Genomic DNA, 15470 nt, shown 5'->3' on the forward strand with positions numbered 1-15470 from the left:
AACTTAGTCTTCCCTGCCCCTTTCATACGCCTCTATCTGAAAGCGATAGTTCTCGGGGATTTCCACAGATTTCTGCTCCTTGAGCGAGAAACAAACCATCGTCGTGGCACACTGGCTGCAAACTGTGCCGTCACGCTTAACGGCGCGCTGCTGAATAACAAAACTCTTCTCGCCAAGATGGGAAATGCGTGTTTCCACACCCACTTCGTCTTCATAGAACACGGGGTGAATGAAGTCGGCGTTGATATTGACGATGACGGGCGCAATGTTGCTCGTGAAGACTTCCCTGCCGAACACCTCAAGCATGTAAGCCTGCTTGCCGATGTCGTAATAAGCGAAATAGGCATTGTTGTTCACATGACCGAAACGGTCCACATCGCCAAAACGGATTTGTACGGGCGAATAATGACGATAATACCCTTGATCGAATGCTTTTGGTTCCATAATATACTTCTTTATTCTTGGAAATAGTTGCGCGCCAGGCTTTCAATCCTGCCCCTGTCGGGCACGATGTCCATCGTAGCCTCGTCTATGCGGCAAAGGCTGCGAATGGCGTAGATGTCGTGCTCCTCATCGGTGCCGAGTTTGCCCACATTCCGGAACAAGGCGTTCCGAGCATCGACTACCTGCACCGAATCGGAGTTGTAGTCGGCAGGCTCGCTGCCGGACACCAGTTCGCAACGGACAAACTGCTCCAACGCATCAACAAAATCCTTAACATATTCTTTCACATTTGCAAAAATACAAAAAACAACATTTAATCCCAAATCTGTTATCACTCCCATCACAAGATAAAAAAAGAAGGGAACTTTTTGACGCTCCCTTCACTATGATGAAAAATTATTTCTCTTTGACAATTACCTTGTTGCCGCGATGGATATAGACACCGGTATGCGTGGGCTTGCCCCTTAACTGAATGCCTTGCAGTGTCCACCAGTCATCATCGTCGTCGGTGTCTGTGACTGTCGCATCGTTTATTCCGCTAAGCAGGTCCGACAGATTGATGACATAAGGCTCCCACGAGGTACCGATGTTGTCGTCGCTGACAAACGTCTGCAGTTCGTCGATAACGACTACCTTGCCATCCAGGCAGGAACGCAGCACCATAGGCTGTCCGGAGCCTTCACCAGCAATAACGAGGTAATAAAGGCCATTGCTGCTGCAGCGTGCCGCGCCACGACACTCATCGCCTACGAATGCTGCCACCTCTGCGGTATCAATGACAGAAGCCGCATCGCGAAGCTGAATAACCATCGTCATGTTGTTAGGATAGAGGTGTTTGTCAACCGGAGTAAAGACACTCAGTTCATTACCGAGAATGCGTCGGGGTGCTGCGTTGCGGGACAATCCGGACGCAACGAAGGGATAGACAAACGATTTTTCCTCATCCGACGTGCTGTAATACATATAGCCGTGTCCACTCTCCATCGCTTGCAAACTGCCTTCCCAACTGCCGTTTCCATAGATAGACACACCCGTCTGCGATTTCACGATGTCGCCCTTTTGCGGATTGGCACCAGCCAAAGCCTCGCCAACAGCCATTGTAACCAGCGGAGTGTACCCTATCCAGTTCCAGCCCTTGTGAAGCGAAACGGGCATTTCTCTCAGTGGCAACTGACGGCCCGACACGGAGAACTGGGTATTCAATTCCGAAGTCGTTGTGGGAAGTCTGTCCACCTTCAACTTATACATGGTGTTGACGGCAGGCACGAGCGTACCATTCCATTCGGCACCATTGTAGTCGCTAAACACATCACGCGTCTTAATGAGCAGCATCCAGTTGGCATAGTCGCTGAAAACATGGTCGAGGTAGGGAGATTGAGGCTCCACACCGAATGCAATCCAATTCCAATTCTCATGAATGGGAATGAGTTGTTCCACATGGTCAGTCTTAGTCCAGATGGCTGGCTGGTCGAAGTTGCCCATCATCTGGTCCTGCTTGAAGGTAACAGCCACAGCAGAACCGGCAACTACAAGTTGAGCATCGGTATATGCCACACCTTTCGAAGCGTCCCAAATGCGGAAGGTAACAGCCTTGTCTTTGTCCTTCGTCTTGGTATCGTTGCCATAGACGTTCAGGGTAACGTATGCCGCACCGCGCACTTTGGCAGGTGATGCGACACCGCGGCACTCATTGCCGATGAATGCTGCCACCATGCTCTCTTCGTTCTCCATCAGGATACCGTTGACATACACCTGTCCGATGATGGTCATGCCATGATCGTACTTCGTTGGATCCACCTTCCAGTCTGGTTTCTCACCACTCACCTTCATCACGATGCGCAAGGGTTCAAGAATCTCGTTGTTGCCCTGCAACCCAATGGTAACGTCGTAATTGCCAACGGCCACAAGAGGATTTACCTGAAAGCGCAGTGTCTTGGTCTTCAGAGCCTGCAAGTCATCACTGCGACTGCTGCCAACAAGCGTGAGCCACTGCGGCATATTATATAAGGTATAGAACTCTGTCTGTCCGCTCTTGTTCTCAATGTCCACATCGAAGATGTAATCATCGCCGTACTTCTTGACGACATTCACCGAGTCCTTGGCCCACTTCAAAGTGTTCCGCTGCACATACGCTGTCCACTTGATGGGCTCTGAAGTGTTGCCGTGCCTGTCGCGGATGTCGGCCAAAGTGATGTTGAGGGTGGTGCCCTCAATGTCCCGTGCCGACACTGTTGAGCCGGTCAGACCAATGACAACCTTGCGTTCAGATGCCACTGGCGTGGCTATAAGGCGCGTCTCATCGGGAGCATTTTTCAAGGGGAAGCTGGAACCAGAGAGGGCGGAGATGTCTATACCGCCAAGACGCTCTCCGAGATTGCCCGGAGCCATGTTTTCAAGCGTTTTCACCTTTGTGGCAGTACCATTTTCAGTGCCGGCCTTCTCAAAGGGATAGTAGGCAACGAGACCGCGTGAATAGACTTCAGCCGTGTCGAGCGCATTATACATGTTGTTAAGCAAGCGATCTTCTGAAAGGGTGGCTTTCCAAATGCGCAATTCGTCGATAAAACCGTTGAAGCCCTCGCCAATCTTCATCACAGCGCCCTCCATCATCGGCATGTCCGCCTCTGCAAGAACTGCAGTGCGCTGTCCGTTGAAGTAGAACGAAGCCGCCTGACCTCTGACCACATTAAGAGCCATTTGGCGTGGACGGCCAATTTTGGGGAAGTCGGCAGCGGAAGCCACAACTGCACTCTTCTCACCATAGTCTAACCACAGATTGCTCTTGCTGTCGTAGTAAAGGCGAAGGCGGTTATGAATCGTGCTGCCTGTCTCGAAGAGTGTGCTTTCTCCCTCACTTGCTTCATTGACGATACTCCACAACTCTATTGCATAACTGTCTCCCCGACTTGTGTTGATGCGCGAGATATCTGCCTCAGCAGTTTCATCGGATGCGATGTGAAGCATATAGTTGGTATTCTCAATGGACCAGGTGTCTCCGAGTATAATGTCGTGTGTTTGGCGCATATCGTTGGCGATGTCGCCGTGCCCCTCATTCATGGGCCAATAATTAACCAGTCCATAGACATAATTATCTTTCGACTGATACTTCTTTGCCTCCGCCTCATTCACATCACGATAAATACTGAAGAGGCTGAGGTCGTGAATCTTTGCACCGATAGGTCCAAGGTAGAGACAATTGTCACTGGTATAGCGGATGGCTTCGGTGTTGACCTGCGGAACAGGTTCATTCTCGAAGAGATTGACATTGTTCGTGTCCCATTGCGCCAGCATGTCGAGCGTATGGTCGGCGGAGTTGTAACTCAGCACACAGTAGGTCCACACATTGGCAGGCACAGTGGCATTGCTTACCAGTTCTGCTCCTGCGATGTAAACATGTGCATGACCTTCGCTGTCGAAGTTTAATGAGAACAAATTGGTGCCCTTTCCGAGTTGCAAGATGGTTCCTGCCGTCTCACGGTTAAGCCAGAAGTCGGTGGAGAAATCACCACTGAGGAATATGGGATTCTCCGTATGTGCGCCACCGCCGCGACGGCTCAGGTGCATGGACACCTCATGGTTGACAGGCTGATGGTTCAACTTGGACGTTACGATAACATTCTTGTCGCCCACATAGCCAGGCACGATGTCTTCGTTGAATTCCACAGAAAGTTCGTCGCCGTAGCCCAAAATACCATTCGCAGGTGAGGGAACATACAGGTTGCGAGGTTTGGTCATGTCCTTCACTACGGCAACAACATCACTATAAACCTGCACGAGTTCATTGCCATACGGCGTGGAGGTAAAGGCACGAAATTCATAGTTACCCTCCGGGAAACTGATATCGTCTTTCATATCTACCGTCAAGTGCAGGTCGCCGGTGGCGGGCAGTGAGTTGAAATTGAGATTCACCGAATCAGCCTTGTCGGTTACCCATGTATGTAGGGTCGTCCACTGTGTGTTGCCGGCAAAGCGATACTGCACACCCACGTTCTTCAGGTTCTTGAACTGACGGTCGATGTCAGTCAGTTTCAGGTTGAGTTTGCCATCCTTGCTGTCGCTGTTCAGCACTGGTTCGGTGATGTTGAGCGAAACGGCGGATGACGATGGTTTGAAGTGTACGCTCAACTTCGCAATATCATGAATTTTGATAGGTTGGAAAGCGGAAGAGAACCAGATTGCAACATCTTCATAGTCGAGCACACTTTGATTAGTCTGGCGCACAGTGATGACTTTCTTTACCGTTTCGCCGGCAGGTATATACACACCGCGACCATCGATGGGCACACCGTCCATCAACACCTCAAGACCTTCCTGATTGGAACGTTCGGCTATTGACAGTTTATAGGTGAAATCCTTGCCCTGATTGGTAAAAGAGTTATTTGTGAGATGCAGGGTGAACTGTCCGTAGGCACCGCTTGGAACATCGGTAAGGACGGCACTCTTAGCTGCCATGACGCCATCGGTGCTGATTTGTATGTCGGGCTGCTCCATCTGCTGAGTACCGTTGGAGAGTTGATACGGGTCTCCGTTCTCATTCAGATAATATTTGGTGTACTCTGGCCCTTCGTACGGGTTGTAACTCTGACCGCCGATGACGCTGAAGATGTCGCTCCACGTGCCCGAAGGCGACTTGTATATGCTGACACTGAAATCGGTGTCGCGGTTGCCGTCGTCGAAGACGTAGTCGAATTCTGCCCAGTCCTTAAAGTTCTCGTTGGGATCACTTTCCGTGGTTGCCATCGTCCAGCCGTTCTCTGTGTCGCCGGTAATCTTGAGGTTGAACAAGGCACCTCCAACATTCTGCTCGCTCGTTGTACCAAGTTTGACGATACCGCCCAGGTTGTGCGAGTAGTTATGCTTTTTTTGGTAGGTGTGGTCGCTGTAGCTGGTGTAAGTAAAGCCTGTGCTTCCGTCAAAGGATATATTACGCTGGAAATAGCCCGTTCCCTGAATGGCTTTTACCTTGTCTTCCTCGTTGTCGGCAATGCGCTTGCGCCAACTTTTTATCTGGTCAGTGCACCACATCACACTGTCGGGAATGAAAGAGCCGTCCCAACCGTTTGGTGCAATCTGCAGATAGGTATTTTCTTCGCACAGATTCTTGTCATCGGGCTTCAGCCAGGTAACATAGACACATTTGTCGCTTGTGTTCACATAATTGCGAGCCTCTTCCTCGCTGTTGAGGAACGTCAACAGCCCGCGGCGCGTTTCTTCCCACTTGGGTATCATGACATTCTCCAACTCGTAGGTGGAATACATGAATGTCGTCCTGATAGTGTCGCCTAAAGAGCGTGATGTACGAAGGTCGAGTTCAAAAGGATACCCTTCTCCCTTTCGGAAGAAACTCAGTTTGCGCGTGTCGCCGATGATGTAGTTGAGCGACGGACCAATAAACACATCGCCGTCAGAACCCACGTAGGCATCACCCGTACCAGTGGATATCTGTTCTGTTGTGGAAGTCGACCATGTCTGATCGGTCTGATTGTTGCGGTTCACTCTATAAACGGCTCCGAACGTCTTGTCAAAACTGGTCCTCGACTTCACTGAAACGGCAGATATGCCCAGACCGACTTCTGTCTCAATATATACGCCGGAACTCAGGTCTGCCGTAAATTTTTCGTTACCATAGAAACCCTGGGACTCACTACGCACCTTTGTAGAGGTATGGCCCTTCTTCCAGATGGTTTTCGATTTGGATCCGGGTGGATCGCGCAGCACCATGGTTACCATGTCAGGACCGAGAGTAACAAAATTGCTTCCAGAGTCAAGATTGCCAAGCACTATGGCATTGAGGGGTTTCTTCCATGTGTATGTACGCCCGTTGCGACTGTAGTTGATGCCCAGATGGCGGGTATAGGGCTTGGTGATGTTCGGCAGTCCGGCAGTCCACGTGAATTCGTTGTAGCCGTCCTTGTCGAGAGCGAGTTGGTCGGACTTCAGGTCATAGACTGATCCGGGTTTTAATCCCAAGTCCTCAGAGGTGGTAACGGTGGCAAGCACTATCTGCGATTCGCTCATCTCATTGGAAATGGTAACAGCCTGTCCGCTCATGGGAATGGTGTCGGTTACAGCCTTTCCGGAATCGTAGTTGGTATAGGTCTCAAAGCCGCGGATGCCCATTTTCACCTCATTGCCACTGCGGTAGATGGGATAACCGAAACGGTAACTGACAGCGCCGTCGTCCGCCTGTGCCCACAGGTCGTTGATGTCAACGGTGCCGAAGTCGTCGGTGAAATTCTTGATGGCATGAAGTCCGAAGACACCACGAGGGGCATCAGTGTCTTTGTCAACACTGTTCTGCCACACTTCTATCTGTGGCGGGGCGAAGTAGGTCTTCACCATCTTCGTGTTGTACTTATAGTAGTTCCACACAGAGTCGCCCTCTGCCGTCTGTTGACGCAGCGAGTCGGTCAGTTGTTGCCGGAGGGCCGTCAGGTCTATCTCGGGCAGGACAGTGAACTCCACGTCCGGATTTTTTTCTTTTTCTACAAGTTCTATGCTCTTGGTGACATATTTCAGCGGAGGCAGCATCGCAGAAAACTCGCCCGTCTCCGGGTCGGTATGAATGTAGATGTATCGCGAATCGCTGCCAATGCCTGTAAAGGCTGTGCTTCGGATGCTGGTCGTGTCGCTCTGCCAAGTGCGTTGCTCCATGGCGGGGTCGATATGATTTTTGTCGCTGACATTGAACGACAGTCCGTCGTTGTTCAACTTCAGTGTGATAACGGCTACACCGATGTTGTTGTTCGATGCGCGGAAGCCCACTGGCAATGTGTCATTCTTTTCGCCACCGCTCACACGACCCACAAAGTTCACCAGTGTGGAGTCCAGGAAGTCGTAAACGATGGGTCCGGTGAAATTGTGCTTTCCGGAAAGGGGGAAGCGTCCGCCGTCAACCATCTTGTGGTCGCCCTGTTTTGCCTCAACGAAATGTTCTCCGATAGGCACGCTAATGCTGTAATACCCCCTCGAGTCGGTCTTTTGCATCTCACCGTCAATAATCAGCGCCTCTCCGTCAACATACAGCTGGATGCCCTCGGCTGGAACATTTGTGCCGGCATAATAGACATAGCCTTCCATAGGAAATGACGACACGTCCTCGAAGTCGATGTTATTGGCGGTTAGACTCGTCGGGCTGACAAACATCGAACGCGTGTTGGGATTGAACTCATGAATGCCATATTGCGGAGCAATCTCATAGTTTGTTCCGCCCTGCTGGAATGGTATGCCTCTGATGATATAGTTGCCGTTAATGTCGGTTACACCATAGAGTCCCAGATGCTGGGGCACAATATCCGAGGGGGTTACGTTCAATCCCACCTCGGGGTGATTCAGTTGGTATATGCCGTCCTGACGCGCCACGTCAAAGGCATAGTCCTTCACGCTCAGGCCCTCATCGAGCGGCCAGTAAAGAATGAGCCCGTTTTCAGTGCCTCCGAGTATGCGCGTATAGTTAGCCTCTATTTCTTCGCGGGAGAGGGCACGGTCCCACAGGCGTATGTCGTCCACATAGCCGGAGAAGGAACTGCCTGCTGCCTCACCAGACATGCTCTTGATGCCACCCACGACAAGTGCCGGACTATTGTCGAAATCCCAGTTTGAAAGTTCTTTGTCATCCTGTGTATAAGACAACAGCGTATCGGTACCCACATAGCAGGTCAATGTGCCTTGACTCCATACGGCGGTAACATGGGTGAAGTCCGTTGCGCTGAATGGGAGGCGCTTGCTGAAATGATGCGAATTTACCATGCCGTTGCTTCTTATGACACGATTGAGGTAGAAGTTTGTGCTGTCGTCGCTACACACACCCAGTTCAAGTCCGTTGCCCAGCCGCAGGATGGTTTGGTTTTCGGCACCACCGGATTTAAAATTCTTTGGGCGTACCCAGAGCTGAATGGTGAATGCCCCTTTGCCGCAAAGCACCTTGTCAAACTTTTCCTTGTCGGGAGCCGCCCATTGCAAACCCTTGCCCGCACCTTCTATATAACGCGAGAGGAACTGCGGCTGGTCACTCTGCTGGTCGGCACTGGCCTTAACGAGATTCACTTTCACACCGGCAACTGCAGTTCCTGTACCGAAGGAAATGTGGCCTGTGATGGTGCCGCGCGCCTGTGAGAAACCTGGGGTAATGACCTCATCGGTCCTCACAATCTGCTCGTCGCACTTTGCACCATACGCCTGTACGGAGTATTCATAGTACGAACCAGCCAACGGACGGTCGTCGGTATAACTGTATTCCGATGCCGTGCCATGTATTTCGTCTGTCAGCAAGGTCCATTCCGTTTCGCCTATGATGCGACGCAGGACACGGAAGTAGATGTCATTCGTCATGTCCGCCCGAGCCACTTTCCATTTCACGACAACCGTTTTTTCCTCCGTGCCCGTCGTGGCTTTCACATCGCTGATGTAACTGCCCGCAGGCAGATTGCCGGTACACACATTGCTGTAAAAATCCCTGTCAGCGTATGACATCTTGATACGATAGTCTATCATGTCGCACACGGAACCATCAGCGTCGAAGAAAGCCTGCGTGTTGTTGAGATCCACTGTAAGACTGTTATCCAGCACGCGCCAGGTGTTTTCTCCGGCAGGGCTGTACTCAATGATCCAGTTTTGTGCAGTGGGTTGCACGCAATACTCCCAGACGAGGCGTACTTTTTGGTCGTAAGTGCGGTCTTGCCAGAGTTTGATAGGCATTTCAAGCATCGTGCTCACATTCCTCTCCATAAAGAGGCTATAACTTTGCGGATTTCGCGCACATCCAGGCAGTTCTGTCAATTTGTCATGATGCGAATTTTCTAACACAGAGGGCAGGAATATTACCCGGTAAACATACTGTTTGTCGTATCCAATATCGCTGTCTTGCATTTCCAGAACAGTGGCATCGCCGCTGAGCGAACCGACAACCGTATAATCAGAAGCCTCAGCGCCCTTCTCATAGCGAATGACGTACCATTTGCCGTCTGTACGACATTCCACATCCACGATTTTCAAAGGGTTGTCAGCGTCATACACCTTGTCGCTGATTTGCCGTGTCCAACGTATCATGTTGTTCTTCTTCCACTTGTCAAACTCCACAGTCATACCCGTGGGACTCGTATAGGGCTTCACAATAACATAGGTTGTGGGCTGCGGGTAAGATTCGACACCAATACCAATTTCAGACCTCACTACTTCAACACTTCCGTGGTATCCCACACAGAGTGGCAGCGTGTAAGCACCATACGACAAATTCCAACTTCCAAAAGTCATATCAACGTTGCCATCCGGTCGCGTGGAGTAGTTGATGTTGTCTTGATATGAAGAGTAATTTGATGAAACAGACCCTTTTCCACCCCAACCGGCAACATAATAAGACTCTAAACTGTAAGCATGACCTCTGTAGAGGGCGTCATTACGTTTATCCATCGCGTTGATAGCAGTGCCGGAGAGCTCGCCCTTGTCATTCCAGTCTATCGTAAGTTTAGGCATTGGCTTGTCCTCACTCCACACCGACGAGATGTCGAAATCTTTTTCAAACTGCGTATATCCCTCATCGCTCGTTGCGTATGCATGCCATATTTCACGATATTTGATAACAATGCGCTTCACACCTTCCAGAAAGAAGTATCTTGTAGGATAAAACTTGAAAGAAAGTTTTCCGTCCGATGACATTGTGTTGAAGATTGCTTTGCCCCAAGTCAGGCGTTCGGTACTCGTTTCGGATATTACTTTAGAGCCGTATGCTTTCTTCCATGTTTTAAGCCTATGCATTACGTCATCTGCCGTTACCAAAAAAATCTCGCCGTCAACTTCCTGTATCTCACTATCGAATTTATAATAAAGCGATTGAAATTCAAACTCCCAGTAAAAGTTGTCAGCCTCAAAGTCAAAACTTTTCAGGGTTTTGAAATAATTGATGTCATTGATGTTAAAAATCATACTCGACGGATGCACATCAGTTCGGAAATTGTATGTGCCACCGCCAGCATCGTTTGAGGTTTTCTCATAATTCCATGCCAACATCGGCAGCATCCCCGCCATGAGCAGCACGAGAACAACGACAAAGCGATGTATAAAATATCTCGTATTCATTGTCTTTATGATTTCGTTATTGTTCATTGAGTTTTAAACCTGTAGCCACGACATATTCACCCTCATTGAGCGTGGCCTTTGCCGTGCCGCTGTAAGTACCACCACTATTGCTGACGGTAAAGCGGAACGTGCGCAGTCCGCTGGTAGGCAGCAAGGCGGCATACACCGCATCTTGCTCCGAAAGACAGGTTATGACAAGCGGTGCGTTGCCTGCCACACCCGTGACATGAACATCCGCCTGCGATATGTTTGTGCCGATTGCCACTTCTGCCGCCTCTGGGTAGGTGCCGGCATCGGAGCCATCGCCACCATAGCATACCGAAAGCGTCCTGACTGGTATCACATCTCCTGTAGCCTTGTCAACAAACGAAAACTTGCACACCGTTAGAAGGCTTTTCATCTTATCCATCGTAGCCTCAGCCGACTGGTCGGTCACAGACGTAACCAACGCCTTGCCATAGACATAGTGGTAAGACGTAGCAAGTGTGGCAAGCGTACCGTCCTGCCCCGTGAGCGAAAGGTGATAACCGTCGTTCGCCTCGAAAGAAACGGCCGGATAGACCACAGCCAAATAATCGCCTGCACGACAAACCACATCGCCGGTGAATGGAGAAATCCTGGCAGACGCCGTCGCAGTCAGCATACCGCTATAAACCCCTTCAGTCATAGGGTTCATCCGGCTCAGATTGCAATAAGCCAGCCGGTCGCCGGCAGTCCACGTGGCGGAAAGGTCTTCGCCATCAGTAAGCACAGCAAGCGGACGCAACCGCCGGGGCACGGCAGAGCCATCAGCCTCTCGAATGGTAATATGGCGCAATTTAACACCAGCGTCAGGTGTTACGACTGAGTCGTCATCGCCCGAACAGGCCGTCGTACCAAACAACGCCATGCCTCCGAGCATACATAGCAACAAAAGTGTCTTAATATTTTTCATCTCAATTTATGCGTAATGGATTGTTATGAATCTTCTTCCTGACTGAAGCCGCCTCCCGTATTCTTATATCCGGAAATCTCGCCTTTTATGCCTCCGCTGCCTGTTAAGAGAGGCTCATGACAATGAAGCACAGTCACGCAGATTTCTGGTTTAACATAAACTTTTTTCATAATAGTTCTGTCTTTTATAATTTATAATTTTGCAATTTTCAGATGCAAAAATACCTAAATTCCGCAGCACTTTAGTTTAACTTCCTTTTTAAGTTCCTGGGTAACAAAATATTGCTCAGGATTTTGCCATGTCAGATTTTTCACTTACCTTAGTGCTGCAAATCAAGACAAGCAAAATCATCAATGACATGGCAAAAGTACAAATAAAATCTGAGAAAATCACCGCTTTTGGCGGAATATTTTTCGTTTTGGACAAATTCGACTCTATTCTGTCCTCTGTGATAGACTCACACTTAGGACTTCGCAGCACTCTGATTGGCTATCAGTACAGCGAGATCATACGTGCCATCTTCTACGTGTTCTGCTGCGGTGGTGACTGTATGGAAGACCTCAACCTGTATCTGAAGGACGTTCTTACCGAGCGTCCGCATACCCGCGTCCCAAGCGCGGACACTGTGCTGCGTGGCATAGAGGAACTGGCAACGGAGAACATATCGTATACAGCGGAAAAGACCGGCAACGTCTATGACTTCAACACGGCGGAGAAACTCAACCAGCTGCTCATCAAGTTGCTGCTGGCAACGGGACAGCTTACGGAGGGCGGAGCATACGACGTTGATTTCGACCACCAGTTCCTTGAGGCGGACAAGTATGACAGCAAGCGGACCTACAAGGGCTTTGACGGCTACAGCCCCGGCGTGTTCACCATCGGCGGGCTGATTGCCTATCTGGAGAATCGCGACGGCAACTGTAACGTGCGCTTCAAGCAGGCAGAGACTCACCGCCGTTTCTTCGAGATGATGAGGTCGTTTGGCATTCATGTCAGGAGTTTCCGTGCCGACTGCGGCTCCTATAGCGAGGACATCGTGAAAGTGGTCATGGAGCATACGGAAAAGTTCTACATCCGTGCCGAGCGATATGCAGGCCTGTACGAGAAAGTGAAGCGGCAGACGGGTTGGACCACCGTGGAGATTGGTTTCCAACACTATGATGTACAATCGTTCCCCTTCGAGAGTTTCGAGGACGTGAAGCACTGCCGTCTCGTCGTACAGCGGCAGCGTAAGCAGAAGGGCGAGCAGCTTGACCTCTTCGACGGCGAGTATACATACCGCTGCATACTGACCAACGACTGGGACATGACCGACGAGGAAATCATACTGCACTACAACAAGCGGGGCTCGGCAGAACAGGTCTTTGACCGCCAGAACAACGATTTCGGATGGGCACATCTGCCAAAGTCGTTCATGAACCAGAACACAGTATTCCTGCTTATTACAGCCATGGCAGCAAATTTCTACCGATACATCGTGGCTTTGCCCCTCATGGCTGTCCTCTTTGGAATCAAGGCCACAGACAGGGTCAAGAGTTTCCTGTTCAGATTCATCGCTGTGCCTGCCAAGTGGGTCAAGACGGCAAGACAGTATAAACTCAACATCTTCTCCAACAAACCATACAACCTAATTTGGGAGCACGGATAGATTAACACTCTTCGTTGATGCTTAGGTCAAAGCCTCTCGACCTTACGGGGTAAGGGGAAGGTGTCTGCATACAAGTCATGTCAAGCGTTTCTAAGCCTAGAGTCAGACACAATCGTCACAAGCAAGGGCTAAATCTGACACTCGAAAAATTATCTGCGGATTTTAGGATGCTTCTATCTCCTGCCATTCATAGAGGCTATTATATGCCATACATCCGATAAGAATGGAGATAAGTATATATCCCAACCGTATTGCCTTATAGAAATTTCCTGACCGCTCCATTATTTTAATGACATTGATTTTTGGAACATGAATAAAAGTTTATCTTTTTCGTTCATGCGGATATTATCAGAATAACCGTCTTTTGTTATTTGATACCCACATGGCTTAACCATAAAAATGCCTAAGCCCTTAGTGTACGAACTTACTTCTGAGGCATAGTCTTTACTTGTATTTAATGGAACTTTCCCTTTAATATGACAGCACTCATTATTACAACTGATGTCTTCAATCTCAGACATCAGTTTTTGCAAATCTGTAATAGCTTTGGAACTCGCTACTTGGGGTATCTGCAACTCAAAACAGAGCATCGGTTCGAGAATGTCCACACCTGACTGTTGCAAAGCCAGCCTGAAGACATAAGGGGTCAGCTGTCTGAAATCAGCAGGTGTACTTACCGGGCTATAATACTCGGCTTGAGTAAAAGTTACTTTCAGATCTGTCACTTCCCATCCATGTAAACCAGATTGGCAAGACATACGAATCCCTTCAAAAACGGCATTTTGAAAAGAATGGTTCAGATAACCATAGGAGATGTCACTTTCGATTTGCAACCCTGCCCCTAACGGTAAGGGTTCAAGAGTCAGCCCTATTGTGGCCCAGTAAGGGTTGGGTGGTACTTCGATCTGAATAATCTTATTGACCTTTTTTATAGGTCGTTCTTTGTAGATAGTCTTGATCTCATCAAAATGGACCTTTACGGAAAATCGTTCTTCCAGCAATGTCTGTATGATTTCCTTTTGGGTCAAACCATATAACGAGATTTCCAATTCATCACTATATGAGTTTATGGAAAAGGACAAAGACGGGTCTTCAATCCACAATGTATTCAGAGCGGATATCACCTTGCTTCTCTCTTCGGGCTTATTTGGCCGGACGGAGGATTTGAGAGCGGGATGCTGATGAGATAATCCTTGAATCAAACAAGGTTTAGCACCTAAATAATCTCCGATTCGAAAATCTTCTATATCTTCTACAATCGCGATATCATTGGCACCCACTTCATCAACATTTATCTCTCTGCCCTGATAAATAGTCTTTAGATTTTTAATCTTGATGAATTTTTCCGAATCGTTGATTCTTACAACGTCTCGAAGTCTCAGACTTCCGTCAATTATTTTAAGAAAACTTCTTTTATGCCCTTTGGGGTCATGCTCTATCTTATAGAGATAAGCTGAAAGTCTGTTTGAGACTGATGCCGGAGGAAGTATAAAAGAAGAAATGGCGTCCAACAACTCATTGATACCGATATTGAACATTGCTGATCCATGTAGCACCGGATAGACTTTGGCTTTTGCCACAAGAGCGATTATCGTATTCCAATAATCAGCCGGTGAAATTTCGCTATCCGCCAAATATCGTTCTAATATATCGTCGTCATGGTTGCATACAAATTCTTTGTATTCTTCCTTTATATATGTTTGGGAGCAAACCGGATAAACCGATCCATCGACAACAGTTTGCATAAACAGGACATCTTGCGACAGATTTGTTTTTATATCCATATACAAACGCTCCAAATTCACACCGGCACGGTCAATCTTATTGATAAATATAATTGTCGGGATTTGCAGCTTTTGTAAAGTACTGAACAGCAACTTTGTCTGCGCTTGTATGCCTTCCTTTGCGGATAAGATGAGGACTGCTCCATCAAGCATTTTGAATGTCCGCTCCACTTCCGCAATAAAATCCATGTGTCCCGGAGTGTCAATGATATTGCATTTCACTCCATTCCAGATAATAGATGTCGTAGAAGCCCGGACAGTAATTCCTCTACGTTTCTCTATATCCATAGAGTCCGTTATGGTGTCACCATTATCCACACGGCCGCACTTTTCCGTTGCTCCACTGGCAAACAGCAGATTCTCGGTTACGGAAGTTTTTCCTGCATCAATGTGAGCAAGAATTCCTAAATTTATAATATTCATTTGGATTAAGCAATAATATACTACAGTAGATGCATTGTCGAAACGCACCTTTTAATACCTCCTCGTAGCATATGAGAACTACAGGATTACTAACTCGTATTAATATGTATATTATTACTGCCGCATAACGATTACAAAATTACACAAAAAAATATATCTAACA

General features: G+C 48.6%; 6 protein-coding genes and 1 pseudogene. 1 reads left to right on the forward strand and 6 read right to left on the reverse strand.

Annotated elements, in window-relative coordinates; genetic code table 11:
- Positions 1 to 3: 3 nt before the first annotated feature.
- The 4 genes from C7Y71_RS04435 to C7Y71_RS04450 form a co-directional block, all read right to left on the reverse strand.
- The gene (locus C7Y71_RS04435) at positions 4 to 444 is read right to left on the reverse strand and encodes an acyl-CoA thioesterase (protein WP_111898506.1); all 441 of its coding nucleotides are present in this window, start codon (positions 442 to 444) and stop codon (positions 4 to 6) included.
- 11 nt (positions 445 to 455) lie between these two features.
- Positions 456 to 731 (reverse strand): hypothetical protein, encoded by a 276-nt coding sequence (locus tag C7Y71_RS04440; protein WP_111898507.1) that lies wholly within the window; start codon positions 729 to 731, stop codon positions 456 to 458.
- Between the two features lie 109 nt (positions 732 to 840).
- Entirely contained in the window at positions 841 to 10545 is a 9705-nt protein-coding gene (locus C7Y71_RS04445; RefSeq protein ID WP_111898508.1) for a LamG domain-containing protein, read from the reverse strand.
- A complete protein-coding gene (locus tag C7Y71_RS04450) occupies positions 10535 to 11452 on the reverse strand; it encodes a hypothetical protein (protein ID WP_146739428.1) in 918 nt (305 codons plus the stop codon). Before C7Y71_RS04450 ends, C7Y71_RS04445 begins: the two co-directional genes overlap by 11 nt.
- A 358-nt stretch (positions 11453 to 11810) precedes the next feature.
- Between C7Y71_RS04450 and C7Y71_RS04455 the strand changes: the two genes are divergently transcribed.
- A complete protein-coding gene (locus tag C7Y71_RS04455; RefSeq protein WP_151908883.1) occupies positions 11811 to 13100 on the forward strand; it encodes an IS1380 family transposase in 1290 nt (429 codons plus the stop codon).
- Positions 13101 to 13268: 168 nt separating this feature from the next.
- Here C7Y71_RS04455 and C7Y71_RS12205 read toward each other — a convergent pair.
- Positions 13269 to 13382, reverse strand: a pseudogene (locus C7Y71_RS12205) (two component system sensor kinase); the annotation flags it as partial.
- On the reverse strand, positions 13382 to 15307 hold the full coding sequence (tet(Q), locus tag C7Y71_RS04465; protein ID WP_111899429.1) for a tetracycline resistance ribosomal protection protein Tet(Q): 1926 nt from the start codon (positions 15305 to 15307) through the stop codon (positions 13382 to 13384). The pseudogene C7Y71_RS12205 and the gene tet(Q), both read right to left, overlap by 1 nt.
- Positions 15308 to 15470: the final 163 nt, after the last annotated feature.

This window comes from Pseudoprevotella muciniphila (genome assembly GCF_003265305.2).
In the GTDB taxonomy this organism is placed as follows: domain Bacteria; phylum Bacteroidota; class Bacteroidia; order Bacteroidales; family Bacteroidaceae; genus Alloprevotella; species Alloprevotella muciniphila.

Excerpts from the sequence above, each read along its gene's own strand:
- C7Y71_RS04455 (WP_151908883.1), top strand. The coding sequence starts at position 11,811 with ATGGCAAAAGTACAAATAAAATCTGAGAAAATCACCGCTTTTGGCGGA.
- C7Y71_RS04450 (WP_146739428.1), bottom strand. The coding sequence starts at position 11,452 with ATGAAAAATATTAAGACACTTTTGTTGCTATGTATGCTCGGAGGCATG.
- C7Y71_RS04435 (WP_111898506.1), bottom strand. The coding sequence starts at position 444 with ATGGAACCAAAAGCATTCGATCAAGGGTATTATCGTCATTATTCGCCC.
- C7Y71_RS04445 (WP_111898508.1), bottom strand. The coding sequence starts at position 10,545 with ATGAACAATAACGAAATCATAAAGACAATGAATACGAGATATTTTATA.